General features: G+C 35.4%; 25 protein-coding genes. 24 read left to right on the top strand and 1 reads right to left on the bottom strand.

Annotated features, from left to right (window positions below):
• Nucleotides 1-7 precede the first annotated feature (7 nt).
• From AC1D0K_RS02935 to AC1D0K_RS02870, 14 genes are all read left to right on the top strand, one after another.
• Nucleotides 8-1,447, top strand: coding sequence for a lipopolysaccharide biosynthesis protein (locus tag AC1D0K_RS02935; RefSeq protein ID WP_477398910.1), 1,440 nt, complete (start codon nt 8-10; stop codon nt 1,445-1,447).
• Nucleotides 1,444-2,613 carry a DegT/DnrJ/EryC1/StrS family aminotransferase gene (locus tag AC1D0K_RS02930; RefSeq protein ID WP_295713817.1) on the top strand — a complete coding sequence of 390 codons (1,170 nt, stop codon included), beginning with the start codon at nt 1,444-1,446 and terminating at the stop codon, nt 2,611-2,613. Before AC1D0K_RS02935 ends, AC1D0K_RS02930 begins: the two co-directional genes overlap by 4 nt.
• Nucleotides 2,610-3,467 (top strand): glycosyltransferase family 2 protein, encoded by an 858-nt coding sequence (locus tag AC1D0K_RS02925; RefSeq protein WP_477398907.1) that lies wholly within the window; start codon nt 2,610-2,612, stop codon nt 3,465-3,467. The genes AC1D0K_RS02930 and AC1D0K_RS02925 overlap by 4 nt, the downstream gene beginning before the upstream one ends.
• Before the next feature lie 28 nt (nt 3,468-3,495).
• A complete protein-coding gene (locus AC1D0K_RS02920) occupies nt 3,496-4,668 on the top strand; it encodes a glycosyltransferase (protein ID WP_477398905.1) in 1,173 nt (390 codons plus the stop codon).
• A gap of 10 nt (nt 4,669-4,678) precedes the next feature.
• Entirely contained in the window at nt 4,679-5,440 is a 762-nt protein-coding gene (locus AC1D0K_RS02915; protein WP_477443042.1) for a DUF2334 domain-containing protein, read from the top strand.
• 80 nt (nt 5,441-5,520) lie between these two features.
• Complete coding sequence (locus AC1D0K_RS02910; protein WP_295713825.1) at nt 5,521-6,765, top strand: DegT/DnrJ/EryC1/StrS family aminotransferase; 1,245 nt, start codon at nt 5,521-5,523, stop codon at nt 6,763-6,765.
• Nucleotides 6,766-6,796: 31 nt separating this feature from the next.
• Nucleotides 6,797-7,390 carry a sugar transferase gene (locus tag AC1D0K_RS02905; RefSeq protein ID WP_477398901.1) on the top strand — a complete coding sequence of 198 codons (594 nt, stop codon included), beginning with the start codon at nt 6,797-6,799 and terminating at the stop codon, nt 7,388-7,390.
• A gap of 230 nt (nt 7,391-7,620) precedes the next feature.
• A complete protein-coding gene (locus AC1D0K_RS02900) occupies nt 7,621-8,631 on the top strand; it encodes an O-antigen ligase family protein (protein WP_477398899.1) in 1,011 nt (336 codons plus the stop codon).
• A 29-nt stretch (nt 8,632-8,660) separates the two neighbouring features.
• Nucleotides 8,661-9,722 (top strand): glycosyltransferase, encoded by a 1,062-nt coding sequence (locus AC1D0K_RS02895; RefSeq protein ID WP_477443038.1) that lies wholly within the window; start codon nt 8,661-8,663, stop codon nt 9,720-9,722.
• A 33-nt stretch (nt 9,723-9,755) separates the two neighbouring features.
• On the top strand, nt 9,756-11,597 hold the full coding sequence (gene asnB, locus AC1D0K_RS02890) for an asparagine synthase (glutamine-hydrolyzing) (RefSeq protein WP_477398009.1): 1,842 nt from the start codon (nt 9,756-9,758) through the stop codon (nt 11,595-11,597).
• Nucleotides 11,598-11,627: 30 nt separating this feature from the next.
• Nucleotides 11,628-12,335, top strand: a complete 708-nt coding sequence (locus AC1D0K_RS02885; RefSeq protein WP_477398011.1) for a hypothetical protein — start codon at nt 11,628-11,630, stop codon at nt 12,333-12,335.
• On the top strand, nt 12,332-13,246 hold the full coding sequence (locus tag AC1D0K_RS02880; RefSeq protein WP_295713841.1) for a glucosamine inositolphosphorylceramide transferase family protein: 915 nt from the start codon (nt 12,332-12,334) through the stop codon (nt 13,244-13,246). The genes AC1D0K_RS02885 and AC1D0K_RS02880 overlap by 4 nt, the downstream gene beginning before the upstream one ends.
• Nucleotides 13,247-14,317, top strand: a complete 1,071-nt coding sequence (locus AC1D0K_RS02875) for a glycosyltransferase (RefSeq protein WP_477398013.1) — start codon at nt 13,247-13,249, stop codon at nt 14,315-14,317. It begins immediately after the preceding gene.
• Between the two features lie 60 nt (nt 14,318-14,377).
• Nucleotides 14,378-14,860 (top strand): hypothetical protein, encoded by a 483-nt coding sequence (locus AC1D0K_RS02870; RefSeq protein WP_295713847.1) that lies wholly within the window; start codon nt 14,378-14,380, stop codon nt 14,858-14,860.
• 25 nt (nt 14,861-14,885) lie between these two features.
• Here the strand turns inward: AC1D0K_RS02870 and AC1D0K_RS02865 are convergent, their stop codons facing one another.
• A complete protein-coding gene (locus tag AC1D0K_RS02865) occupies nt 14,886-15,083 on the bottom strand; it encodes a hypothetical protein (RefSeq protein ID WP_477398015.1) in 198 nt (65 codons plus the stop codon).
• A 4-nt stretch (nt 15,084-15,087) separates the two neighbouring features.
• Between AC1D0K_RS02865 and AC1D0K_RS02860 the strand changes: the two genes are divergently transcribed.
• The 10 genes from AC1D0K_RS02860 (at nt 15,088) to AC1D0K_RS02815 (ending at nt 26,742) form a co-directional block, all read left to right on the top strand.
• Complete coding sequence (locus AC1D0K_RS02860) at nt 15,088-16,173, top strand: NAD-dependent epimerase (RefSeq protein ID WP_477398017.1); 1,086 nt, start codon at nt 15,088-15,090, stop codon at nt 16,171-16,173.
• A 205-nt stretch (nt 16,174-16,378) separates the two neighbouring features.
• Nucleotides 16,379-17,833: a pectate lyase family protein gene (locus AC1D0K_RS02855; RefSeq protein ID WP_477443034.1), complete on the top strand. Its 1,455-nt coding sequence runs from the start codon at nt 16,379-16,381 to the stop codon at nt 17,831-17,833.
• Nucleotides 17,834-18,100: 267 nt separating this feature from the next.
• Complete coding sequence (locus AC1D0K_RS02850; protein WP_477398021.1) at nt 18,101-19,240, top strand: glycosyltransferase family 4 protein; 1,140 nt, start codon at nt 18,101-18,103, stop codon at nt 19,238-19,240.
• Between the two features lie 32 nt (nt 19,241-19,272).
• A complete protein-coding gene (locus AC1D0K_RS02845) occupies nt 19,273-20,076 on the top strand; it encodes a phytanoyl-CoA dioxygenase family protein (RefSeq protein WP_295713863.1) in 804 nt (267 codons plus the stop codon).
• A gap of 37 nt (nt 20,077-20,113) precedes the next feature.
• Complete coding sequence (locus tag AC1D0K_RS02840) at nt 20,114-21,085, top strand: hypothetical protein (RefSeq protein ID WP_477398023.1); 972 nt, start codon at nt 20,114-20,116, stop codon at nt 21,083-21,085.
• On the top strand, nt 21,082-21,588 hold the full coding sequence (locus AC1D0K_RS02835) for a GNAT family N-acetyltransferase (RefSeq protein ID WP_295713868.1): 507 nt from the start codon (nt 21,082-21,084) through the stop codon (nt 21,586-21,588). Before AC1D0K_RS02840 ends, AC1D0K_RS02835 begins: the two co-directional genes overlap by 4 nt.
• Nucleotides 21,589-21,614: 26 nt before the next feature.
• Entirely contained in the window at nt 21,615-22,640 is a 1,026-nt protein-coding gene (locus AC1D0K_RS02830; protein ID WP_477398025.1) for a GNAT family N-acetyltransferase, read from the top strand.
• Between the two features lie 265 nt (nt 22,641-22,905).
• Nucleotides 22,906-24,624, top strand: a complete 1,719-nt coding sequence (locus AC1D0K_RS02825) for a polysaccharide biosynthesis protein (RefSeq protein ID WP_295713875.1) — start codon at nt 22,906-22,908, stop codon at nt 24,622-24,624.
• A 168-nt stretch (nt 24,625-24,792) separates the two neighbouring features.
• Nucleotides 24,793-26,301, top strand: coding sequence for a PAS domain-containing protein (locus AC1D0K_RS02820; protein ID WP_477398088.1), 1,509 nt, complete (start codon nt 24,793-24,795; stop codon nt 26,299-26,301).
• Between the two features lie 57 nt (nt 26,302-26,358).
• Nucleotides 26,359-26,742 carry a response regulator gene (locus AC1D0K_RS02815; RefSeq protein WP_295713880.1) on the top strand — a complete coding sequence of 128 codons (384 nt, stop codon included), beginning with the start codon at nt 26,359-26,361 and terminating at the stop codon, nt 26,740-26,742.
• Nucleotides 26,743-26,856 lie beyond the last annotated feature (114 nt).

Here is a 26,856-nt window from a genome sequence, read left to right as displayed (position 1 = left end):
AAACCATATGAATTATAAAGAAAGAGCTGTTTCGGGCATATTGTGGTCTTTGTCGCAACAAATTAGCTCAAAGGTAGTGGGGTTTGGTATATCTATCTTCCTTGCGCGTATCCTGGAGCCATCACAATTTGGTTTGATTGCCATGCTGTCTATTTTTATAGCAATAGGAAACTCCTTGCTGGATAGTGGCTTAACGGCTTCGTTAATCCGCACGCCAAATGCAGATCATAGGGATTTCTCAACGGTATTTTATTTTAACCTGGCCGGTAGTACCCTGTTATATGCGTTACTTTTTTTGTTTGCTCCGTTGATCTCAGATTTTTATAATCAACCAATATTAAAGGCAGTTGTGCGCGTTTATGGTCTTATTTTAATTATAAACGCATTTTTTGGAGTACAAAGCACTTTACTAATAAAGGATATGAAGTTTAAACTTCAAACTAATATCCAGGTACCTGCAGCTATTGGAGGTGGAATTTTGGGTATTGTGCTTGCAAAACTAGGATATGGTGTATGGGCCCTGGTATGGATGGGATTATGCAACTCATTTTTATCAACGGCTTTTCACTGGGTTTATTCATCCTGGCGACCTGGTTTGATATTTGATAAGGAGATTTTTAAAAAGCATATTAATTTTGGTTACAAAATGACGGTGTCTGGGCTTATAGATACCATATATCAAAACCTTTATTTAATTATCATCGGAAAATATTTCTCTGCAGCACAGCTTGGTTTTTATTCCCGCGCTGATAGCATTAGTCAATTGCCTATAAGCAATATATCGGCAGCCATTAATAAGGTTACGTATCCAATGTTTGCCGAGATAGCTCATGATCCGGTACAGTTAAAAAATGTTTATAAGAAGTTAATGCAACAAGTTATTTTCTGGAATGCTCCGGCTTTAACTTTTCTTTGTGTAATAGCTCAACCGTTGTTTCATATTTTGCTTACTGATAAGTGGTTACCTGCGGTTCCCTATTTTCAAATCTTATGTATTTGTGGAATAATGTATCCGCTGCATTCATACAACTTAAATATTTTAAAAGTAATGGGTAAAGCCTCATTGTTTTTAAAATTAGAAGTTATAAAAAAGGCGATAAGTGTAATAGGTATTCTAATATTTATCCCATTTGGGATATATGGTTTGTTATATTTTCAGTTGTTCTTCAATTTCGTAGCGTACTATATCAACTCAATGTACAGTGGCCGGTTAATTTCATATCCGGTAAGGGAGCAAATTGAAGATATATTTCCTATCCTGGCAATATCAAGCACCATAGGTGTTAGTTGCTACCTGCTTAATATCCTATTAATTAATCTTTATACCCCCGCGTTTATGCAAATTGGCATAATAAGCATATTTTATTTTGGAGTTTATTATGGCGCCGGCCTTTTAGTAAAGCTGTCTGCAATTAAAGATTTTAACCAATTAATCCTAAAAAAATGATACCTGTAACCAAACCTTTTCTGCCTGCAGAAACTGAATTCGATAATTATGTTAAGAGTATTTGGGAAAGACAATGGCTTACAAATAATGGCCCTTTGGTAAATACGCTTGAACTAAAATTAAAAGAATACTTAGGAGTTAATCATTTATTATTTGTTTCAAACGGAACGGTAGCCTTACAATTGGCTATTAGGGCGCTTAATTTAAGCGGTGAAATTATCACCACGCCCTTTTCATTTGTGGCAACAACAAGTAGTATAGTATGGCAAGGGTGTACACCTGTATTTACAGATATAGATCCTGAAACGTTTAATATTGATCCGGCTAAAATAGAAGCAGCTATTACGCCAAAAACCTCGGCTATACTGGCAACACATGTTTTTGGAAACCCCTGCGATATTACGGCCATACAAAAAATTGCCGATAAGTATGGATTAAAGGTTATTTATGATGCCGCTCATTGTTTTGGTACTTTTTACAACAATAGGTCGGTGTTTGAATACGGAGATATTAGTACCACCAGCTTTCATTCAACCAAATTATTTCACACGATAGAAGGGGGAGCTGTATTTACACAGGATCCGGAGCTTCTAAGGAAAATGGCGTTGATGCGCAATTTTGGCTATTCTGGGGTAGATAGTTTTTCTGAAGCAGGCATAAATGCTAAAAATTGTGAATTTCATGCTGCTATGGGGCTGTGTAACCTGCGCCATGCTGATGAAATACTAAAAAAGAGGAAGTATTTATCAGAACAATATATGCTGCGTTTGAGTAACCTCGACGTGAAATTTCAGAAGTTGGAAAATAAACAAGATTACAACTATGCATATTTTCCTGTGCTTTTTAACACCGAGGATTTGATGAATGAAAGTAAAGCCAAGCTGGAGTTGGCACAAATATATTGCCGCCGGTATTTTTATCCATCACTATCAAGCTTACCATATGTAAACAAGGTGGAAATGCCTGTTTGTGACTCTATTGCTTCCAGGATTGTATGCCTTCCTTTATATCATACGTTAACATTGCCAGATCTTGATCTTATTTGCCGGTTACTGCTTAGGGTTCAGAATTTTGACGATAAAGGTCAGCACAAAAAAAATCACTTTGGGAGTGCAATAGCCGATAAAATTGAATTGGAGATCAACGAAAAAAATGGCACTATATGAATGATGCTGAAATAATGGTCAGCATTTGCTGCATCACTTATAACCATGAAAAGTTTATTTCCCAGGCCCTAAACAGTTTCATGCTACAACAAACAAACTTTAAGTTTGAAATTATAGTAGGTAATGACTGTTCTACCGATAACACCCTTGAAATTGTTAAGCTGTTTTCTGCTAAATACCCTGATAAAATAAAAATTGTTTCGTCTCCCCAAAATTTGGGTATTCATTATAATTTAATTAATTGTACTAAATTATGTAAAGGAAAATATATAGCGCTTTGTGAGGGTGATGATTATTGGACCGATAACTATAAATTGCAAAAACAAGTTTCTTTTTTAGAAAACAACCTTGATTATATAATATGCTGCCATTATACGCGGGTTGTAAATGCCCTCAATAAAACGCTTTATGAAAATCCTAAACCAATACCTTTAATACATACTTACTATGATCTACTGGCCGGTAAGCAAGAGGAAACAAAAACCGCTACCGTTTTATATCGAAACTTACCTGATCTATATAAATTATTCTTAAACCCGTGGTTTTTTAATTGTTATGCCGGGGATAAAATTTTTAAACTCTATGCTACCCATCTTACAGGCCAAAAAATTTATGTTATGCCTGAGATAATGAGCTGTTATCGGAATCACGAAGGTGGAATATGGAGTATGATCAATACAAAGGTAAGAACGGAAAGAATGATAAGTGATTTTAACCTGATTATTAAATATTTTACATACCCTGCATTTCAAAGAAAAAAATTGTTGCTGCTTTATATAAGAAGATATTTATTATTTGAGTTGCGTAATATGCAAGTACGCAAAGCATATCAAACTGTTAAATATTTGCTTTAAGCCTATAATTAAAAGCTACAAAACAGTTATGAAAAAAAACTCAGCTTTGCACGAAAAGCCCCGGCTATTCTTTGTAATACCCTCATTAATGGGCGGGGGGGCCGAAAGGGTATTAATATCCCTGGCTAACCATTTTAATCAATTAAATTTTCAATCTGTAATTATTTCTTTAAATGACGATATACCGGCTTATGCAATTGATGCTGGCGTAAAAGTGGTGTTTATATTAAAACGCCATAAAAACTGGTTGGGGTACAGGGTTTTATACATAGGAAAAACTTTTTATAGATTGGTAACATTGCTTCGGAAAGAGAAACCCGTTTGCGTTATATCATTTATTACTTCGGCAAATATCTGGACTGGCATTGCGTGTAACTTTACACGTACACCCTATATCGTTTCTGAGAGAACGTCGCCAAGCCGCAGTGTAAACCAATTCAGTTATTTTCATAAGCACTTGGCAGCAAGTATTTATAAAAAGGCTGCAGCTGTTGTAGTTAGCGCCAAAGGAGTTGAAGATTGTTTACTTGAAAATAAATCATTTAAAAAACTTACCAATATACACAGAATTACAAATGCTGTTACCGCATTTAAGTCGGGTTCAACCAACAGTGTACATAATAGAAGATTTATTTTAGCAGTGGGCCGGTTAACACGTGTTAAAGGCTTTGATATGCTGATTACAGCTTATAGCAATGCAAATTTAGATGATGTAGACTTACTTATAATTGGAGAAGGAGAGGAAAGGGTTAACCTTGTTTGCCAGATTCATAATATGGAGTTGACTGAAAAAGTTATACTGCCAGGTTCAAAAACCAACCTGCAGGATTATTACAGCCAGGCAGAAATATTTGTTTTACCATCAAGAAACGAGGGGTACCCCAATGCATTGGTGGAGGCAATGAGTTTTGGATGCCCATGTATTGCTTTTGATTGTGATTTTGGGCCTTCAGAAATTATTACAAATGATGTAAACGGTATTTTAGTACAAAAGGAATCAATTTTCGGCTTAACAGCAGCTATCAAGGATTTAGTTAACAATTCATTATTAAAAAATAGCCTTGGTATAGAGGCAAGAAATATTATCAACACCAATAATCCTGAAAAAATATTTAAAGATTGGGAGAATTTGGTTATGAGTAATATAGATGATCCGCCTGTGTATATACCTAAAGTTCTGATCGACATTAACTTACATTAATTTTATTAATATGCTACAGTATTTAATTCGTTTAGATGATTTGTGTCCAACAAATGATTTAGCAAAATGGGAGCGTTTCTTTAACTTGTTCGACAAGTATAATATTAAACCCATAATCGCTGTGATCCCGGATAATCAGGATCCTAAATTAAAAAACTGTGGTGATATAAACCCTAATTACTGGCAACTGGTTCGTGATCTTCAAAAGAAAGGCTATATAATAGGTATGCACGGATTTGACCATTGCTATGTAAACCATAATTCGGGATTACTTAAGATCAACAAAAGATCAGAATTTGCCGGGTTGCCATTTCATATCCAGGAAGAAAAAATAAAAGCCGCTGCCGCCATTTTTAAAAGAGAAGGTATTCACTCATCATTGTTTATTGCTCCTGCGCATACATTTGATCGTAATACGCTTTTGGCCCTAAATAAATATACCGATATAAAAATCATAAGCGATGGGTTGTTAAAATCTCCTTATATAAGATTTGGTTTCAATTGGATCCCAGTACAGTTGTCGGAGGTTGAACCTAAAACTAAAAACACATGGACTTTTAATTATCATCCGGAAACTTGTAGTAATAAAACTTTTCATGAGCTCGAAATCTTTTTAGCTATTTATCATGAAAATTTTGTCTCTCTCGATGATTTATCGTTTGGCAATTTCACATGGAAAGACAACCTCATGGAAAAATATTGCATTTACAAACGCCTCGGGCGCGATTTTATTAATGATATCATATCCTTCTTTGAAAAAATACCGGCCTAACCATTTTTGAATCTTTAGCTGCCCCGTTTACATTCATTTAAATAATCCAATTCAATTTTTTATTTATTTAACATAACACAATGAAAATTCCATTTTCTCCACCTTATATTGATCAATCTGTAATTAATGAAGTTGTTGATACGCTTAATTCAAAATGGCTTACTACCGGGCCAAAGGTTGTAGCGCTTGAAAATGAAATGGTACAATTTACATCATCAGATGCAGCCATATGTGTTAATTCGTGGACATCTGGAGCTATACTGATGCTAAAATGGTTTGGAATAAAGGAAGGGGATGAGGTAATAATACCAGCCTATACTTACTGCGCTACGGCCATGTGTGTATTGCATTGTGGTGCAGTACCGGTTATTGTTGATGTTGATGACGATTTTTGCATATCGCCCCAGGCAGTGCTCAATGCTATAACTTCCAAAACAAAAGCAATTATTGCTGTTGATTTTGCCGGATGGCCTTGTGATTATGAACAACTGAATGAGGTTATCTGCCGGCCCGAAATTAACGATCTGTTTATAGCCAACTCTGAGAAACAAAGAGCCTTGGGCAGGATACTTTTAATTGCAGATGCAGCTCACTCGCTGGGCGCAACAATAAATGGTGTTGCGGCTGCAAAAAAAAGCGACATAGCCATATTTTCTTTCCATGCGGTTAAAAATATAACAACAGCAGAAGGCGGGTGTATATGTTTAAACCTGCCTCCAAATTTTGATGTAGCTGCAGAGTATCGCTATTTAAAAATGTACACTTTAAACGGACAAACAAAAGATGCTTTTGCCAAATCAATTGGTGGCGGATGGAAATACGATATCCTTTTCCAGGGATTAAAAATTAACATGCCTGATATCTGCGCGGCAATTGGATTAGCACAAATCAGGAAGTATTTACCTGAACTTCTTCCACTCCGAAAACTTATTGCGTTAAAGTATTGTAAAGGCTTTAAAAAAATGAGTTGGTTTATAGCTCCCCCACTAATAGATGAGGCTCGCGAATCATCATATCATGTGTTTGCATTAAGAATTAGGGGTATATCAGAGGTTCAACGAGACAAGATCATTGATGATATTACAAGTAAAGGTGTGGCAGTTAATGTTCATTTTATACCCTTACCAATGCTAACACTATTTAAAAGTTTAGGCTACCAGATTAACGATTACCCCTCTGCTTATTTGCAATATGCCCACGAAATTTCACTGCCCATCTATCCGCAATTGAATAATAGTGAGGTAGATTTTATTATAGAAACAGTAGTAGGCGCTGTTAATAAGCAATTGGCATATTCAAAGGAGTCGATAACTATTGAAATGTAACGTTGGATTTTAAAAGTTTCACAAAAATAAAATGATCTTAAAAAGATTTTTTGATGTGGTTTTTGCAATTGTAATAATATTGCTGCTGACGCCTTTGTTTTTGGTAATAGCAATTATTATTTCGCTTAACTCAAAAGGAGGCGTTATCTATTTGCAAAACAGGGTGGGGAAAAATGGAACTGAATTTAAACTTTATAAATTCAGAACCATGTACGTCAATTCCGATAGGATGGGGCTATTAACAATTGGCTACAATGATTACAGGATTACCCCGGTTGGATATTGGCTCAGGAAATACAAACTTGATGAATTGCCTCAATTGTTTAATGTGCTTATTGGCGATATGAGTTTTGTGGGGCCACGGCCTGAAGTGCAAAAGTATGTACAATTATATACAGAAAATCAGCTTAGAGTATTGAGCATTAAACCTGGAATAACCGACTGGGCTTCTATTAAGTACTTCAATGAAAATGAATTACTTGCAAATTCTATCAACCCGGAAGAACTCTATATTAATAAAATAATACCTTCTAAAATCAGTCAAAACCTGGAATATATAGATAATCGTAATTTTTGGATGGACGCAAAAATAATTTTCTACACATTCAAGAAACTGTTTAAATAAAGCCATAACTGTTTATGCTACTTAAAAAGTTTTTTGTTACTGGTGTTATTGTATTCTACCTGTATACGCTTGCCTTTGGCATTTTTATGACAGATTTATTAAGGATACCTGCACCCCTTATATTTTGTTTGTTATTGATTTTTTTTCTGCAAAAACCAGTACAAAAATTCACTTACTACTATGAAATGGTAGTATTCGCCATATCTCTATTCTTATATTTTATAGTTGGAATGGGAGATTACAAAGCTTTTTTTGCGGTTTTCGTAACCATAGGAACATGCGCTATATATTTTAATTATTTCATTGGCTTAAGTAAACAGCGTTTTAATGTATCAGTGTATATTTTTTTTGCCCTGTTGATGCTCTCCATGGTAATTATGGTTTTAGATCATAGCTATTCGTCCATAATTGACCCTTTAAGAAGTAGAATGCTCGATGAACAAGTTAAGCAAGCACCATCGGGGTTGTCAATAACCCAGTTTACTTTTGGATACCAGGTTGCTGCTTTTACTGTTTTTGTTTTTGTTGCGGCATGCACATTCAAACAAAATATAATACTAAAAGCACTTGTGCTTGGTGCTTGCCTTATTTGCATATACCTGGGCATGAATCGGTCTGCATTTGTAAGTTTTGGCGGAGCTGTTGTAATATTTCTATTTATTTATTACCGTTATAAAGCAGTGCTTCTTGTTGTATTCACTATAGCCATCGGTTTTGCGGTTTACACTTATGTGTTAAAAGGAAATATGGATGAGAAGAACAATATCCTATCCAAAAATCAGGCTAAAGAAGCTAACGAATATAACCGGGCAAATCTTGCTGCCGAAAATCTTAAAATCTTTGCTGATTATCCCTTTGGCCTTATATTTTACGGAAAAACTTGGGATGATGTAACTTATAGAAACCCATTATTCACTTTCGGGTTATCTTCACATAATGCATATTTAATGTTTATAACATACCTGGGGCCGTTTTTAGGACTTGGATTATTAGGCGCTATCTATTACAGGATAGCCCGGCTGTTTTTTCAAACAATAAAAAATATCCGTTATAAAAACAATGCTTTGTATTTGGCCCTGTTTTTCGCCTTTATCGCGGTTTCGCTTAATGCGCTATCACATAATGGATGGCTGATGAGTGTTGATGGGCCTACAATATTTCTGTATTTCGCTATACTTCAATATAATAATATCTATCAACCTCAAAAAGATACCATAGATATTATAGAATCAAGACCTTAAGAATACTTTAACCTTATCATTTTGTTATTATGAAAAAGAAGTTATTTCTGATTGTTGGCTCCCTTGGAGCTGGTGGATCCGAGCGCGTTTATTGGCTGCTTTCACAATATTTTAACAAAGAAGAGTATGACGTATCTGTCGTTTTTTTAAATGGTAGTAATCGTTGCTATTCAACGGATATAGATGGTGTTAGGTTTATTGATCTTAAAACAATAAGAGCCTCCAGGTCATTTTTTAAGCTATATAACCTTTTTAAAGTTGAAAAACCCTATGCTGTTTTTTCAACAACAGATCATATTAATATATTAATAGCAATGATAGCTTGTTTTATAAAGCTACCCCATTTAATAGCAAGGGCATCTAATAACCCTAAGCAAATGAGAGAGTTTTATGGTTTTAAGGCTCGGTTCTTTAATTTTTTTAGCAAATTCTTATTTTTCAAGTTTGATTTTATTGTCTGCCAGTCAGAAGAAATGCGCCAGTCAATTGCCAAACTGTATTCCATTAGCCTGGGTAAGTTAATAGTTATTCATAACCCGGTTAATCAATCCTGTATTTTAAAAGATCATCGAAGTATATCTGGTTTAAAACGATTAGTTGTTGTTAGTCGTCTTTCAAGGGAAAAGGGGTTGTTTAGATTGTTGGACGTTATAAAATCATTACCTCAAAATTATGTTTTAACAATTATTGGTGATGGCCCGCTGATGAATATTCTGAAGGCACAAGTAAGCACCAATGATTTGGAAAGCAGAGTGTTTTTTACCGGCAATATAAATAATGTTGCTTTAAAAATATCTCAACATGATTTACTGGTTTTGAGTTCGTTTACCGAAGGATTTCCAAATGTTGTACTTGAATCACTATCTGTTGGAGTACCGGTAGTAACCTTTAGAGTTGGCGGTGTTGATGAATTAATTAAGGAAGGTTTTAATGGTTTTGTTGCCGAACAAAATGATGTAGTTAAGTTAAAAAGACAAATTATCCGTGCATGCAATCAAACATGGGAGCATGATAAAATTAAAGCCGATATAATAAACCGGTTTGCATTGGATAAAATAGGGCAGGCATATGAAACGCTTCTATTAAGATAACACAAATATTAACTTCTATAAAACTTTCATTTTATGTGCGGAATATATGGATCAACAGTTAATTATCCCGACGAAGCAATATGGGCAAAATTAACAAGAGTACAGTTTCGCGGTCCTGATTATTCAGGTTTTGAACGCGTCGGATCTGTCATCTTAGGCCATAATCGCCTTGCGATTGTTGATTTGGATCATCGCTCAGATCAGCCATTCGCCTATAAACACCTGGTGGTTGTATTTAACGGAGAAATATATAATTACAAAGAAATAAAAGCGAAGCTGATCACCTTAGGTTATTCGTTTAATACAGATTCAGATACAGAGGTACTTGCAGCAGCATATCTTGAATACGGCGAACGTTGTGTTTATCACTTTAATGGCATGTTTGCCTTTGCAATTTATAATACCAAAAACCGGCAATTTTTTGGAGCAAGAGACAGGCTTGGAAAAAAACCTTTTTATTATATCCATAACGGCCTCGATTTTGAATTTGCCAGTCAGCCAGCACAAATAAATATCGGCCGAAATGTAAACCTTGATGAAGGGGCAATAAATGAATATTTTATATGGGGATATGTACCAGAACCCAAATCGGCCTGGAAAGAGATCAAAAAACTTGAGGCCGGTTATACATTCACTTTCAATAGTGATACTGGGAAATTTCAAACAACAAAATACTGGGATCTTGATCTTGCCTATACAAACAAATATGAGGGAACATATTCTGAAGCTAAAACAGAACTCGAATTATTGTTAACAAATGCGGTAGATATCAGGATGCATGCAGATGTGAATTTGGGGGTCTTTCTTTCAGGGGGCGTTGATTCTTCACTTGTTACAGCCCTTGCAGCTCAAAATAACGAAAACGTAAAAACCTTTTGCATAAAATTTAACCAGAAAGGTTTTGATGAAAGCGTATTTTCAGCCAATATAGCTAAACACCTTAAAACAGATCACCACATAATAGAATGTAACGCAAAAGAGGGGATGGATTTGATTGAAGATTTTGGAACATATTATGATGAACCATTTGCCGACTCAAGCGCTATACCAACTTTGTTGTTGAGTAAATACACAAAAAAATATGTTACTGTAGCTTTGAGCGGTGATGGTGGGGATGAAAGCTTTATGGGTTACGGCAGATATAAGTGGTTAAACCTTGTAAATTACTTGTTTAATTATCCATTGCCACTAAGAAAGGCAATAGCGACAATTTTAAGAGTTTCACCAAATTATCGACACCAACTTATCGCGTTAGGGCTCTGTAATTCCCAAATAAGCACACTGTATGGATTAATGCTTGGTGGCCTTGAGTATTCATGGCTTAAACAACCAAATGCGGGCTTAGATGTGCCTTTTATGGATATCTGGTCATCAAAATCAACGAGTATATTACAAAAAATGTCAACTTTTGATATTAAAACATACCTAAATGGCGATATTAATACCAAAGTAGATCGTGCCTCTATGGCATTTGCAGTAGAGGCCAGGGCGCCGCTTATGGATCACCGGGTGGTTACTTTTGCTCAGAATCTGCCAGACAGCTATAAGTTTCAATATAAATCACAAAAAAGGATTTTAAAGGATATACTATACCAGTATGTTCCAGCTAAATTTTTCGCCAGGCCAAAATCTGGCTTTACAATACCGCTGCAGTTTTGGTTTAGAAATGAATTAAAAGATTATGTTCTTGATCAATTATCATTAAGCGAATTAAAAAACATTCCCGGCGTTGATGCAACAAAGGCATTAATGATGATAAATGAACATATGGATGGTAAGTGGAACCGCTTCCCTCAAATATGGAAATTATTAGTGTTTACGCAATGGTTAAAGAATCAAAAAAATAACCCGGTCCTTACATATCAAACTGTTTAATACTTTATGATTCAAATTAAAAGTAGGGCTATGCGTTTAGTACCTTACAATGTTGTATGGTTTGCCGACAAGCCCTCCAAATGGAAATGCCTCTTTAGCTATTATAAACAAAGTGCTTGCCACAACAATGTTCCAGGGTATCGTAGGGAACCCTTTTTTACAAAAACAATTGACATTGGAGCTCCTCAGGCTGTTTTTGAGGCCGGTTTTGACCAAAACACCAACTACGAAATACGCAGAGCAATAAAAGATGGAGTTACAACGGCCCCCGAAACTGAAATAAAACGTTTCATTGATTTCTACAATTTGTTTGCAGTAACCAAAAATCTACCAACGCTCACCCGTGAATTCTATAAGTTTCAATCGTGTCTTGTTATAACAAAGGCTATCTACCAGGATCAGGATATTGTTATGCATGCTTACTTACGCGATGATACCTTAAAAAGGATTAGATTATTGCACTCGGCGTCGCTTTTCAGAACCGAAAAAGACAACCAGCTGAAAGCGGTGATCGGCAGAGCAAATCGGTTATTACATTTTAAGGATATGTGTTTTTTTAAACAGCATGGTTTTGAAGTTTATGATATGGGGGGATACGCCCATGGTACCGCAGACGAGGCTTTGAAGAGAATAAATCAATTCAAAGATAGTTTTGGTGGTAATCTGGTACAGGAAAGTGATTATTTACCAGTGTTGGGGCTTGTTCTGATGTTTTTCACAAGATTATTAAAAGCATGAAATTATTAGGGATATTAGATTCAATTAGAAATAAACTGTTTTCTTACGATAAATGGAATATTGGCTACATTTCACAAACCCCCGAAAATCTTATACTCACACAAAGGCTAAACGGGAAGATTAACTGGTTAAGAGAAGGTGCTGCTGATTATGCAGCTGATCCTTTTGCGGTAAATATAAATGGCCATATGCATTTATATTATGAAGAACTTAATTTTTGGAAAGGCAAAGGAGTAATCATGATGATGGATACTTTGCATTTTAGGAATAAAAAGAAGGTTAAAGGCATCATGAAAGATTCAATACACCTATCATACCCATACTTGTTTACTGCCGATGACAGTTTGTATTGTATTCCTGAAACAGGGTCGGCTAAACAGGTAGCCCTATATCAAATTGATGTAGAGAACCCGTCAAAATTTAAGAAGATAAAAGTTATACTGGAAGGCCAGGCCTTTGTAGATAGCTCAATCATCTACTTTCAAAATAAATATTGGTTATTTACCAGCGTATCTGGCAAGCAAGGAGAACTGTATGTGTTTTATTCAGATACTTTGGAAGATTCATTTAAGGCACATGCCTTAAATCCTATTAATGTTGCTTCAAATGTGAGCAGATCTGCGGGGCGCTTATTCATTGTTGGCAAAAAATTGTACATGCCAAGTCAAAATCCCGAAATACGTTACGGCGGATCGGTTATGATTAACGAAATCACAACTATTACCGAAACTGATTTTAAATATAATACCGCTTTTGAGCTATTGCCCCAGTTACCATATGATCAGGGCTTACACACCATAAATTTTGCAGGCGACCTACTTATTGTTGATGGTAAACGTAAGGTGTTTAGCGTTTTAGGGCCTGTAAAAAAGGTAATTAGAAAATTTAGAAACCTTAATAAGCATAATTAAATGCCCGATCTAAAAACCAGGTTAGTTTTTGTTTCCATGTCTGACAAAGCTAATGGTGCAGAAAGCATATTGCTGATGGGGGCACATGCAAGTAATTCACCTTTGATTTTTCTAAAAAAATCAATTCAGGGGGGATTGAAAATCCCTGACGGAGTTGATTCTAAATATGTGACTGATAAAAGCATGCTAATTGGTTTTATCGGGCTTTTAAAATTATTAAAACCGTATAAATCCGGATATATTATTATCAGTTCTCATCCATATTTAAATGCTTACCTCGGGTTTTTAAAGCGGATGGGGTTCATAAAATCAAGACTAATAGTCAGAGAGTGTACTTCTGTTTTTATAAGATATAAAGGTTTCAAAAAATGGAGTTATCAAGTGGCATATCGCCTGGGCTATCCTGCAGCAAATTTAGTTGTTTGCCAAACAAACATGATGCGTGATATTTTTTTGAAAAACGCGCCTTTTGTTGATGGTCAAAAAGTGATTGTTCAGAAAAATCCGGTTGATGTGGATCAAAACATCCGGAAAGCTGATTTGCCATTGGATGATGCAGATGCCGGTACTAATTATATTTGCGCCGCTGGTCGTTTAATTCCCGAAAAAGGATTTTATAATTTGATAAGTGCCTTTAAGGAAATTGAATCGCATTTTCCGGATTTGAAATTATTGATTTTTGGCGAAGGACCAGAGAAGAACTCTTTGGAAAAGCTTATTAAAACTTATGGGTTACAGCATAGAGTAATTTTAAAAGGTTGGACTGACAATCCAATGCCGTATTTTAAACATGCAAAAGTATGTGTCGTATCCTCTTTAAAAGAGGGCTTCCCCAATGTCTTATTGCAAATGATGAGCCTTAATCCTGTTGTTGTTTGTACAAAATGTGCCGGGGGGATTGAAGATATTCCGGGCATTTTTAAAGCCGATGTAAATAATGTAGATGCATTATTACTTGCTATCAGTAAAGCACTAAAATCAAATACTGATAACAAAAAGTTAATCGGGCATTATATTGAGAATCGAACTCCGGAGATTTTTGTAAATTCTATATTAAAAGCTTTAGTCTAATAAACCTCAAACATCACTTATTCTTTAAGTGATCATTATTCACTATTTAAATTAAATGTCATGAACCTGAAAATTAAATTACTCGCAAAAGTAGTATTATTCGGCACGTTAATATTTGCCATTACCCTGCTAAATAATTGTAAAAAAAATATACAAAATCCGCAAGTGGTGCGCGATACCGTAAAAATTACGCATGACTCGTTAATCACGGTTCATGATACAACAACAACTCATGATACTACTGGACATGATCGATCATTAATAGCTATAAGTTTAATTGGATTGAGGTCTGATAGTGGCTTTGCCTATAAAGTAGGATATGATCTTCCTGTAATTGGAGATTCGAACGGAAGTCCCACTGCTTCAACCCTTAGGCTTTTTGAAAACGGTGTTGAACTGGGGCCAGCCCATTCGGTTCATCATGACATTCGTGCATTTGGCCTGGGCCAATTTAGCCATTGGGGTAACACGTTATTGTTCTCAAGCTCTGATAATACAAATCCACTTTCAAATGGCCGAAAGTATGCTTACAAATTAAAATAACACGTTAATAGTTAGTGTTTTATCCTTATAGATTCCTGAATAATAAGTATTGATTATTATAATTTTCAGGAATCTCAACAACTGCCCGCCAGAAAGTGAATAACTGATTTTTGCTTTCTGGCACAGATTCCCGGCATAATTCTTTTGCCCGCGAATAGCTTTCAAATTTAAGCCAGACTAAAGCCTCTATTTCTGTAAAGCCTTCTTTAAATTTAAAACCCATATTTATGAAAATCTTAATCACCGGCACCGCTGGTTTTATTGGCTATCATTTGGCCAAACAATTGCTTGAAAGAGGAGATACCGTTGTTGGTATTGACAATTTAAATGATTATTATGATGTAAGGTTAAAATACGCCCGCTTAGCCAATACAGGCATCCAGGTAAATACTTTAGAGTATGGAAAACCGGTTGAAAGCAAAAAGTATCCCAATTATACCTTTATAAAATTGGATCTGTTAGATAAAGACCAGTTGGAAGATACATTTGAAAAAAACAAATTCGATGCAGTATGTAACCTGGCTGCCCAGGCGGGTGTACGATATAGTTTAACTAATCCTGATGTTTACATTGATTCAAATATAAAGGGGTTCCTTAATGTTTTAGAATGCTGCAGGCACTTCAAAATTAACCATTTGGTTTATGCAAGCTCTTCAAGCGTTTATGGATTAAACAAAAAAATGCCTTTCAATGAACACGATATTGCTGATCATCCCGTTTCATTATATGCAGCATCAAAAAAAGCAAATGAAATGATGGCGCATACCTATAGCCACTTATTTAACTTGCGCACTACTGGCTTACGCTTTTTTACCGTTTATGGTCCATGGGGCAGGCCAGATATGGCGTTATTTATTTTTACCAAAGCAATATTGGAAGGCAATCCTATTGAGGTTTTTAACAATGGGAATATGAAACGCGATTTCACCTATATAGATGACATTGTTGATGGTATTGTTCACGTAATAGATCAGCCTGCAGAAAATAATCCTGAATGGGAAGCTACCAACCCTGACCCGGCCACGTCAAATGCACCATTTAGGATATTTAATATAGGCAGGGGAGCGCCGGTAAACTTACTTGATTTTGTGAGTGAAATTGAGAAACGTGTTCATAAGAAAGCTATAAAAATATTCAGACCAATGCAGGAGGGGGATGTAGCAGAAACTTGCGCAGATGTTTCCAATCTTGATAAAGTGTTGAATTATAAACCCAAAGTTTCTGTACCGACAGGAGTTGCACGTTTTATTGCCTGGTATAAGTCTTTTTACAAGGTGAAAAGCACCTCGAACGAAGCCATATTGTTGGAGTGAAGAAAAAGTTTTGTCATTTTAATGTCATGAAGTGTGCAAGTTTTACACTTTCTTTACACCTTAATTTCACACTGTTTTACCCCTTTAAGTTGTATTAGACCCGGTTTTTAGTCCTTTTATCCATTAAGTCCACACCTTTCAGCAAAATTTTTAATTGTAATTTTTCAAATACACTACCGTTTGAAAAGCCAAAATTAAAAATTGAATGAAAAGAACAACAAAAATCTTCGGAAAAGTGGCTGTAATCAGCATGTTTTTAACGGCAATTATCTTTTTAGGTAGTTGTAAAAAAAGTAATGATGGCTCTGGAAATATTCAGGACAGTACCCTTTCATCAACCTCGGGTGCATCTTCAATTTCTGCAGCAGCAACCGCAACTAATTTCGCAGTTGACTTAACTGGATTAAGATCGGATGGTGGATATGCCTATAAGATCAGTTATCCGCTTACCCAGTCGGGTGATTCAAACACAGCACCTTCTGCATCTACAATGCGGTTATTTGAGAACGGTGTTGAATTGAAACCTCCGCATTCAGTACACCAGGATATTCGTGATTCTGGAAAAGGACGTTTTAGTCATTGGGGTACTACTTTGATATTTTCGGCATCGGACAACACCAATCCGGCAACTAACGGCAGAAAGTACACATTTACAATGGATGGCTCTGCTGCGGGTTCAACAGCGCCAACAGCTCCAACAACTCCAACAGCTCCAACAACTCCAAGTGCACCTACAGCAGGCTCACCAACTAAAACAGGTATAACTACAGCTTTAATGGGTTATGCAATGGTTAGTGGAACAACAACAGGGGGTACAGGAGGTACAGTTGTTACTGTAACAAATTTATCTGAGTTGAAATCGGCAGTTGCTGGTGACAGTCCAAAAATTATTTATGTTAGCGGAACTATCTCTGGCTCTGGTGATGATCCGGTTTATGTTTCATCTAATAAATCACTTATTGGTAAACCGGGTGCAACAATTACTGGTATATCGCTTTACATGTTCACTGTAAACAACATCATTGTTCAAAACATAACTTTCAAAAATTATGTTACTGATGCTGCGCTTATGATAAAGTTTTCAACCACACACGTTTGGGTTGACCACTGTGATTTCTCAACTGATCGTAACCATGGCTGGGCTTATTGGGGTAAAGATATCGCTATTACAAGGGCGTCAGATTATGTAACAGTATCATGGAGCAAGTTTCACGATACTAACTTATCGTTCTTAATAAGTGGTGGTATTGCAGGTCATGAATCAGATATCGGCCATTTGCATGTTACATTACACCATAATTTTTGGTATAACGTAGGTGAAAGAGAGCCTGATATGAACTATGGAAGTGTTCACGTATTCAACAACTATCACTTAAATAATGCAGGTTACAGTTTAGGTGCAAGAGCAAACGGAACTGTACGTACAGATAACGAGTATTTCCAAGGCTGTGCTAAACCAATCAGCACCAATCTGGCAGGTGACCCTCCAGGATTCTTCAGTGGTGTTAGTACTAACATTTATTCAGGTTGTGGTTCTAATGATATAACTACTTCATTATCTTCATGGGTACCGGCTTATTCATATTCATCAGTACTTGATGCAGCTGCTAACGTTCCAACCGTAGTTCAAAAAGGTTCAGGAGCAATACTAAGTAACTAATTAATAATTAAACATTTTATAATAAAGATTAAAACCCAGACCACCTTTCGGTGGTTTGGGTTTATTATCCGATTACTTTTTTATCTATAATAGTCCAGATACTATTATAGCTGCCCCCAAAAAAGGCTTTACCTAAAGCCTTTCCAATTTAATATCCAATTGCCCGGCCAATCAGTCCTTGATCGGTCCGCCTAAAAATATTGCCAACAGTTACTATTAACAGCCCTTATACGGCTTTCTATACCTAAACATTATTATTGTTTTTATATGCTTAAAACAGGGCAAATAATATTAATCGCGTGCGATTCTGCTAAATCATTAATTGATTTCAGGGGCAAGTTGATTGAAGAAATGGTTAAGCAACATACAGTACATGTTTTTACACCTGTTTTACCTAAAGCCATACGTGAAAAGCTTACGCTACTTAAAGTAACTATTCACGAAAATCAATTATCAGGGAGCAACGTTTCAATTCTTGCTGACATAAAGTATTTAATAATGCTTTATAAATTGATGAAAAAGATAAAACCAGATGTTTTTTTCCCGTACACATTTAAGCCTGTTATATATGGAACCGTGCTTGCAAAAATTCATCGCATTAAATGTATAGCTCCTATGCTATCCGGTTTGGGCTATAACTTTTCGCCGGAAAATAAAAAATCATTTGTAAGCCGTATTACACGTTTAATGCTCAGGTTTAGCCTCATTAAAAACAAGCGTTTACATATCATATTTCAAAACAAAGACGATTATCAAACACTGCTTTCATATAAAATATTAAGTGATCAACACCAGGCTTTTGTAGTTAATGGTTCTGGCGTAGATCTTGAGCATTACCAATATACTCCGCCAGATACCAGGAATATTAGCTTTATAATGATATCACGGTTAATAAACGCCAAAGGTATTTATGAATATTTTGAAGCCGCACGGTTGATCCGCCTAAAGTATCCCGATATACAATTTAAACTGATTGGATCTTATGCTGATAATATAGATGCAATTAGTCCTGATTTATACCTTAAGATAAAAAATGGCGACAACTTGCAATACCTGGGAGAAGTTGACGATGTAAGGCCCCATATAAAAGATGCCTCTGTTGTAGTATTGCCATCATATTATGGCGAGGGCGTACCCCGGTGTTTACTTGAAAGCATGGCAATGGGCAGGGCTATTATTACCAGTGATTCTGTAGGCTGCAGGGAAACTGTTAATCCTGAATCACCCCAAAACGGGTTTTTGATCCCTATAAAAAACATACCGGAGCTTATGTCAAAAATGGAGTTTTATATAAAGGATAGCGATGCTATTTATAACTACGGTTTAAATGGGCTGGCATTTGCAAAAAAGAAATTCGATGTAAACTTGATTAATGATAACATGCTAAGCATAATGAAACTGAAGTAACTAAAAATGAATAAATAATATAATCAAAAGTTATGGAAAATAGATTTAATTATGGTTCAAGAAACATCAATGATTTTATTAACGCTATTCGAGAATATGGGTGGGTTGTATATGAAAATGCAATAAATCTTGATTTTGTAAACACAATAAATCTCGATTTAACTGATGCATATATAAAAAGAAGAGCTATCCAGGAAAGAAATGGCATAAGTGCCAATATGGATGGTACACTTCATCATTTACTGGAAAGAAATAATTTTAGCCTTCCATTTCTTCAAAGCATGTATTGTAATGAAGAGATTTCTCAATTTTTAGGTGGTAATTATATATTAAATGGGTTAAATGCGGTTATACACGCTAAGCATGAACATCCGTACCTAAGCAACATGCATCGCGATATGCGGACATTTATGAATGACACAAAGTTGCTGTTGCAGATGATTGTAACGCTTGATGATTTTAATTTATTGAATGGCGCAACTTATTTTCTGTCTGGTTCGCATAAATCTGCAATACGGCCCAATGCGACATACTTTTTTAACAGTGCCGATAGAGCCATTGTACCTAAGGGGAGTATCATTTTGTTTGATTCAAATATTTGGCATGCGGCGGGCGAAAATACTACCCTTGAACCGCGCCGGGGGTTAACGATAGGATTTACCCGTCCATTTTTAAAACAGCAGATGGATTATCCAAGATTTTTAGGTTATGATTTTGTATCTCACCTCAACTCGCAGTTGCGTCAGGTTATCGGATACAACTCGCGCACACCCGAAAATTTGAATGAATTTTATCAGCCGCCAAACTTAAGAATGTACCAATGCGATCAGGGTTAACCTAAGTCTTAATTAATCCGCCAAGTAATTTACAGTTATGCAAAAAAATAAAGCTGCTTTAAAATCCATTGGTGGATATTTAGAGCTTGAACTCCCCCATGGAAATGAGTATTATCCAAATCTTATTCACCTTAATACCGGGCGTAACGCTTTGGAGTACATCCTGAGACAAAAAGGATACACCAAAATATATATACCCTATTTTACCTGTGAATCTTTACTTGAACCTATCACAAAACTGGGCATTAAACATCAGTTTTATTCAATTGATAAGCATCTTGATCCGGAAATAAATTTTGAGATTGAACCAGACGCCTGTTTTTTGTACACTAATTATTTTGGACTTAAACAAGAAAAAATAATAGAACTCAGTTACAAGGTTACCAATCTGATAGTAGATAATTCTCAGGCTTTTTTTTCTGAGCCGATGCCAGGAGTGGATACTTTTTATTCTTGCCGAAAATTTTTCGGTGTTTCTGACGGAGCCTACCTTCAAATAAAAAGAAAACTCCCTAAAAAATTACCAGTGGATAGCTCAAGCCATCGTTTTTCGCACCTTATTAAAAGTATTGATTTTGGCATAGAGGCCGCTTATACGGATTATAAAGAAAATAATATGGATCTGGAAAATAATGAGATTAGAGCAATGTCAATGTTAACACAAAAAATTCTTTCAAGTATTGATTATGATGAATGCGCCAAAATCAGGGAGCGAAATTTTCACTTTTTACATAAACATCTCCAGGAGTATAACCTGTTGAAATTTGATGTCCCAGAGAATTGTGCCCCACTGGTTTACCCTTTTTTAAATGATGACAGCCATTTAAAAGTTCACTTAATTCAAAAGAAAATATTTGTTGCCACATATTGGCCAAACGTTTTTAAGTGGACGAAAAAAGGAATGTTTGAAAATCACCTTGCCCGCTGTTTAGTCCCTTTACCAATAGATCAACGATATAATCTTCAGGATATGTTTTATATGTTAAATATTTTACGCCTTTTTTTATGACGATTTCAGTATACATACGCCCCCTCGTTATAGAAGATGCACAGGTATCACATGTATGGCGAAACGACCCTTTAATATGGGTATATACAGGCTACAAGCCTGTAAATTACATAAGTGCCGAGGTAGAAACCGAATGGCTGAGAACCCAGTTAAACAAAACAAACCAGGCAAGATTTGCAATTTGTGTTAAGGAGCTTAATACATACATAGGTAATGTTCAATTATTGGATATTACTGAACATGATGCGGAGCTACACCTTTTTATTGGTAATAAGCTTTACTGGGGTAAAGGCATAGGCTACCAGGCAACTGTTCAAATGCTACGCTATGGCTTTTTAGTTAAGGAGTTGGATATTATTTATTTAAAGGTTCATCCGGCAAACATTTCAGCATTGTCAGTTTATGAAAAAGCTGGTTTTGATATTACTGGTAAACAAAATGATCTTATTTGTATGAGCATTACAAAAAGTAAATTCGTAACCCTTGAAAATTTGAAATTATAATTCATAAGTAACCTTAATACAGAATTATGACAAGAATATTTTCTATCCACGATAAGAGGGAGTGGACTTTCTACGTCCGTAATGCGGCAGAATATGATTTTTATCACACGTGGCATTATCATTCGCTGGAAACAGATGGCAGTCCTATTTTATTTGTTTACCAGGAATTCGCTAATTATATCGCTTTCCCATTAATTAAGCGAGCCATACCTGGATCTGAATACTTTGACCTGAGTTGTGTTTACGGCTTTTCGGGACCTCTTTCAAACCATAAAATAGATCAGCTTGACGATTTTTTTATGGAGAATTTTAAAAAAGCATTTCTTTCTTTCCTATCCGAGGAAAACTATGTATCTGTATTTACACGAATGCACCCTTTCTACAATCAGCAACCCCTGCTTAATAAGTTTGGGGGGGTGCATGAAAATGGCAAAACGGTGATTATTGATCTCTCCGAAAGTATTGAAGATCAACGCAACAGATATAAACAAAGCGCAATGGATGCCATAAAGCACGCCTGGAAAAAAGGGTTTAGGGTTGAGGAAGAAAAGGGGCCGGCAGCATTAGCAACCTTTGTTGAAATTTATACAGAAAGCATGAAGCGGGTAGGGGCGAACGACAAATATTTGTTTAATGACAGATACTTTTCAAACCTATGTAACACCAGCGAATACGATGCCCGTATCCTGATGGTTTATGATGGCGAAACAGTGATGTCAAGTACAATTATAACCTTCACCAACGGTATTATCCAGGCTCATTTAGTTGGCACACGTGCAGAATATTTGAACCAAAGTCCAACAAAATTCTTGGTTGATGAAATTACCAAAATTGGCAGGATAGAAGGAATGAGGTATTATAACCTTGGAGGTGGCCTTGGTTATAAACATGATAAACTCTTTGAGTGGAAATCTGCCTTTTCAAATCAGCATATTGATTTTAAAAGCTGGCGTTTTGTAGCTAACCCTACAATTTATCAAATTTTACTGGATGAAAAAGGTATTCAGGAAAACGTTGAGATAGATTTTTTTCCACTATACAGGTATGCATAATTTTAATGTTCTTAAATAAGTATTGGATATGATTTACATTAGAAATTTATTATTTCAGGACAAATTCCATTCAAGATGGTTAATTCTGTTAACTGACCTTTTGATCGTTTTGTCGTCTCTGTGCTTATCTTTTTACCTGAAAGATAAACTTGATTTTAGGCAAGGCAATATTTACTATATCGCATTTTATTGTAGCAATGCTATATTGATATTTCTGTTCATGCGGATACATACGCATATTATCAGGCATTCAAATACCCGGGATATGTTACGTATACTCCTTGCTGTTTTAGTTAGTAATGCGGCGTTCCTGGTTCTTTATCATATTTTATTTGCATCCTATCTTAAAATTAGCCTTAAAGGCCTTGGGGATATTTTACTAATTAACTTTTTTATATCCTCATCAATATTGATGGGTATGCGTATAATAATTAAGGATGTTTTTAAATATTTTGATGAGCCTGGGTACAAAATCACCAAAGAGAATGTTTTAATCTATGGTTCAGGAACACCATCTATCTTAATAAAAAATGCGCTTGAAGCCCAAAAAGGTTTTATGATAAACGTACAGGGTTTTGTAGATACCGGGTCTGATAAGGTTTACAAATGCATTGAACAAAAACGCGTGTATCCAATAAAGGCAATAGAGAAATTAAAAAATAAATTTTCTATAAAAACGATGCTCATAACATCCGAAGATATAAAAATTGATGGCAAAAGAATGGCCGTTGAAAAATGTGTTGAGCTTGGTATAAAAGTGATAACTGTTCCGCCTTCTGATCAATGGATAAATGGCGAGCCAAATTTAAGGCAGTTTAAAGATTTAAAAATAGAAGATCTTCTGGAGCGGAAACCCATCAACCTTTGCAATAAACATGTGTTGGCTGATATTCAAAATAAAAGGGTTTTGATAACAGGTGCCGCAGGCTCAATTGGTTCAGAGCTTGTACGTCAAATATTAAGTTACAATCCGGAATATGTGGTGCTGTGCGACCAGGCGGAGACCCCTCTACATGACATTCAGTTAGAAATAGAGGATGGTAATTATGCCGATAAAATAAGAATATTTATTGCTGATATACAAAATGCAAGCAGAATAAAAACTTTATTTGATTTATATAAACCTCAAATTGTTTTTCATGCGGCTGCATATAAGCACGTGCCTATGATGGAAAATAACCCAACAGAGGCAGTTTTAACCAATATTTGGGGTACAAAAAATCTGGCAGATATTTCGGTTGAGTTCGGTGTCGAAAAATTTGTGATGATTTCCACAGATAAAGCAGTTAGGCCCACAAATATTATGGGTGCTTCCAAACGCATTGCTGAAATGTATATTCAATCTTTAAATAATGTGCTTTTTGAAAACCATTTCTTTTGTACCGATCCAATAAGTGAATCTGCTAATCAAACTAAATTTATTACAACACGTTTTGGCAATGTGTTAGGGTCAAACGGGTCTGTAATACCCCGGTTTAAGGCGCAAATTGAAAAAGGGGGACCAATTACGGTTACACATCCCGATATTACAAGATATTTTATGACAATACCCGAAGCTGTGCAACTCGTGCTTGAAGCGGCAGTTATGGGTAGCGGAGGAGAAATATTTTTATTTGATATGGGAGATCCAGTTAAAATAGCAGATTTGGCCGCCAATATGATTAAATTGGTAGGCTTGGTACCCGGTAAAGACATTGAAATTATTTATACAGGTTTAAGGCCAGGTGAAAAACTATATGAAGAGTTACTTAATGTGGAGGAAGAAGTAATACCTACCTATAATAAGGATATAAAAATTTCAAAAACGATACCCAATAATTATGCAGATACTAACAGGGTAATTAAGGAACTGATGGAGCTTAACCTTCAAAATAATATTGATGTAATGGTAACTAAAATGAAAACGATTTTACCCGATTTCATTAGTAATAACTCCCAATATGAAAAACTTGATGTTAAGTTAATTAATGATTATCACATTTAGTTAACATTTCAAATATGATTCAAATCATATTTTTAATAGTCAGTTTCGTTCGAGGATAATTAATTATTTATTTGCACTTTTAAGGAATTGTGATCCATGAAATTAAATTCTTTTTATTGAGGATTTTTTTATGATTTGTTAAAAAGTTACGCTTAACAAGGGGATTAAATGGCTTTTAATACCAATTCAAACTTTATAAATATAGTTTTTAATGTTATTGACCATACCAATGCCATGCTGGCTTATTGGGATAAGAATCTAATTTGCCGGTTTGCAAATAATGCCTATTCAAAGTGGTTTGAAAAAACTCCCGATGAAATGATCGACAAGATGTATTTATGGGAGTTAGGAGCGTTGTTGTATCAAAGGAATCTTAAACAAACAAATGCAGTTTTAAGAGGGGAATTACAGGTTTTTGATAGGCTTTTAACTACTCCATCCGGAGAAATTAAAAACACAAGGGCAACTTATACCCCCAATTTTATAGATGGTGAGGTAGATGGCTTTTTTGTGCATGTTGCCGATATAAGCCCTATTGATATGAAAACTTTAATGAATGATCAGGATGATTTAAAAACCGAGAAGGTTTTTTTGTTCTCAAATGATCAAATTTTAGAGCAAGTAGTACAAACCTTAAAGTCATGTATTTTTACTGAGTTTCCAAGTATAGCAACGCTATCAAAAAAGCACTTTATTTCGGAGTCAAAGCTTAAAAGAGACTTTAAGGAAAAATATAATAGCACTATTTTTTCTTATTACCGGAATCTTCAGATGGAGTTTGCTGAAAAGTGCCTTAATGAAAAGCGTTGCAATAAAAGTCAGATGGCTTTAATGCTAAATTTCTCAAATCCGTCTAATTTTTCTTCCTGTTATCAAAAATATTTAAATGAAAAATTAGCGAAAGAGCTCATTAGTAAAATACACTCAGAAAACCAGGAAAATCATATAACTTTTGTAGAGCAAGCTCCGGTTGCCATTGCCATGTTTGATAAGAATATGGCATTTATTGCGGCATCGTTAAAATGGGTAGAAGATTATGATTTGCAAGGTAAAGAAATCATAGGGGTAAACCTTTACCGGGTTCTTCCTCAAATTAAATCTCAATTTCATGATTTATTGCTCACATGCTTGAAAGGAGAAAGTCATTTTGATGATGCTATAATAGAAAACCAGGATGGATCATTAGCCTGGATGCATTGGGATCTGAGACCTTGGTATAAGAACAGATTAGAAATTGGTGGTTTTTTAATATTGACTGAAAATATTACTCCTTTTAAGCTTAAGGAAGCAGACAGCAGTCAAATTTTAGAAATACTTAATAAAACGCAAAAAATTGCCCGTATTGGGGCTTGGAGCAGGAATTTTGTTAAAAATACCACTATTTGGAGCAAGGTATTGAAAGAAATGCTTGAAGTACCTGAAGATTTTAGCCCAGACCTGAAAACAGCTATGGGATTTTATAAAGAAGGTGCCGACCGGGAATTGGCCGGATTGGGATTAAAAGATGCACTTGAAAATGGAAAATCATTTGATGGTGAATTTGAAATGATTACAGCCAAAAAAAATTCAATAAGGGTTAGAGCTGTTTGCTATCCGGAATTTAATAATGGGATATGTGAAAAGCTGTCAGGTATCTTTATTGATATCACTCACCAAACAAAACACGCTGCAACATAAAGTTTGCTTAACATTTACAAGAGCGCCCCAATTAAGCGAGTTAAAATTAGTTTTATTATGAATAATATACTCCTAATTGAAGATAATCATAAAATTAGAGAGAACATTGCCAGGCTTTTAATTGCCGAAGGTTATCATGTTTCAATAACAGATAATGGTATGAGCGCACTAAAGCATTTAAAGGCGCAATTACCTGATCTTGTGATTTGTGAAATTATAATGTCGGGTATGAATGGCTATGATATTTATAAAACCATGTTCAGCTGGTTATACATAAATAAAATCCCTTTTATTCAATTTACCGCCAAGTCCGGAGTGGCCGAAAAGCAGGGCGCAACTGTAATAAATGTTAAAAACTTTAAAAGTTCGGGCTATAAAGATCGCTGCCTTTTAAACTTTGTGGCAAATTATTTCCACACAACCACTGCTATAGGTAAATAATTATAGTATCGATGATGATTTTGGTAAACTTATAGTTAAAATAACGATGGGGAGCTTCTGCTTTTATACGTTAAATACTTATTGATCAATGTCTTCTACAGGCAAAAAATGACC

The sequence above is a fragment of the Mucilaginibacter sp. P1_A3 genome (assembly GCF_056406855.1).
This window is presented reverse-complemented; position numbering and strand designations above follow the sequence as displayed.

Excerpts from the sequence above, each read along its gene's own strand:
- AC1D0K_RS02850 (WP_477398021.1), top strand. The coding sequence starts at position 18,101 with ATGCTTAAAACAGGGCAAATAATATTAATCGCGTGCGATTCTGCTAAA.
- AC1D0K_RS02840 (WP_477398023.1), top strand. The coding sequence starts at position 20,114 with ATGCAAAAAAATAAAGCTGCTTTAAAATCCATTGGTGGATATTTAGAG.
- AC1D0K_RS02930 (WP_295713817.1), top strand. The coding sequence starts at position 1,444 with ATGATACCTGTAACCAAACCTTTTCTGCCTGCAGAAACTGAATTCGAT.
- AC1D0K_RS02860 (WP_477398017.1), top strand. The coding sequence starts at position 15,088 with ATGAAAATCTTAATCACCGGCACCGCTGGTTTTATTGGCTATCATTTG.
- AC1D0K_RS02835 (WP_295713868.1), top strand. The coding sequence starts at position 21,082 with ATGACGATTTCAGTATACATACGCCCCCTCGTTATAGAAGATGCACAG.
- AC1D0K_RS02815 (WP_295713880.1), top strand. The coding sequence starts at position 26,359 with ATGAATAATATACTCCTAATTGAAGATAATCATAAAATTAGAGAGAAC.
- AC1D0K_RS02880 (WP_295713841.1), top strand. The coding sequence starts at position 12,332 with ATGAAATTATTAGGGATATTAGATTCAATTAGAAATAAACTGTTTTCT.
- AC1D0K_RS02820 (WP_477398088.1), top strand. The coding sequence starts at position 24,793 with ATGGCTTTTAATACCAATTCAAACTTTATAAATATAGTTTTTAATGTT.
- AC1D0K_RS02920 (WP_477398905.1), top strand. The coding sequence starts at position 3,496 with ATGAAAAAAAACTCAGCTTTGCACGAAAAGCCCCGGCTATTCTTTGTA.
- AC1D0K_RS02870 (WP_295713847.1), top strand. The coding sequence starts at position 14,378 with ATGAACCTGAAAATTAAATTACTCGCAAAAGTAGTATTATTCGGCACG.
- AC1D0K_RS02900 (WP_477398899.1), top strand. The coding sequence starts at position 7,621 with ATGGGAGATTACAAAGCTTTTTTTGCGGTTTTCGTAACCATAGGAACA.
- AC1D0K_RS02825 (WP_295713875.1), top strand. The coding sequence starts at position 22,906 with ATGTTACGTATACTCCTTGCTGTTTTAGTTAGTAATGCGGCGTTCCTG.
- AC1D0K_RS02885 (WP_477398011.1), top strand. The coding sequence starts at position 11,628 with ATGCGTTTAGTACCTTACAATGTTGTATGGTTTGCCGACAAGCCCTCC.
- AC1D0K_RS02910 (WP_295713825.1), top strand. The coding sequence starts at position 5,521 with ATGAAAATTCCATTTTCTCCACCTTATATTGATCAATCTGTAATTAAT.
- AC1D0K_RS02915 (WP_477443042.1), top strand. The coding sequence starts at position 4,679 with ATGCTACAGTATTTAATTCGTTTAGATGATTTGTGTCCAACAAATGAT.
- AC1D0K_RS02895 (WP_477443038.1), top strand. The coding sequence starts at position 8,661 with ATGAAAAAGAAGTTATTTCTGATTGTTGGCTCCCTTGGAGCTGGTGGA.
- AC1D0K_RS02935 (WP_477398910.1), top strand. The coding sequence starts at position 8 with ATGAATTATAAAGAAAGAGCTGTTTCGGGCATATTGTGGTCTTTGTCG.
- AC1D0K_RS02875 (WP_477398013.1), top strand. The coding sequence starts at position 13,247 with ATGCCCGATCTAAAAACCAGGTTAGTTTTTGTTTCCATGTCTGACAAA.
- AC1D0K_RS02905 (WP_477398901.1), top strand. The coding sequence starts at position 6,797 with ATGATCTTAAAAAGATTTTTTGATGTGGTTTTTGCAATTGTAATAATA.
- asnB (WP_477398009.1), top strand. The coding sequence starts at position 9,756 with ATGTGCGGAATATATGGATCAACAGTTAATTATCCCGACGAAGCAATA.
- AC1D0K_RS02925 (WP_477398907.1), top strand. The coding sequence starts at position 2,610 with ATGAATGATGCTGAAATAATGGTCAGCATTTGCTGCATCACTTATAAC.
- AC1D0K_RS02845 (WP_295713863.1), top strand. The coding sequence starts at position 19,273 with ATGGAAAATAGATTTAATTATGGTTCAAGAAACATCAATGATTTTATT.
- AC1D0K_RS02830 (WP_477398025.1), top strand. The coding sequence starts at position 21,615 with ATGACAAGAATATTTTCTATCCACGATAAGAGGGAGTGGACTTTCTAC.
- AC1D0K_RS02865 (WP_477398015.1), bottom strand. The coding sequence starts at position 15,083 with ATGGGTTTTAAATTTAAAGAAGGCTTTACAGAAATAGAGGCTTTAGTC.
- AC1D0K_RS02855 (WP_477443034.1), top strand. The coding sequence starts at position 16,379 with ATGAAAAGAACAACAAAAATCTTCGGAAAAGTGGCTGTAATCAGCATG.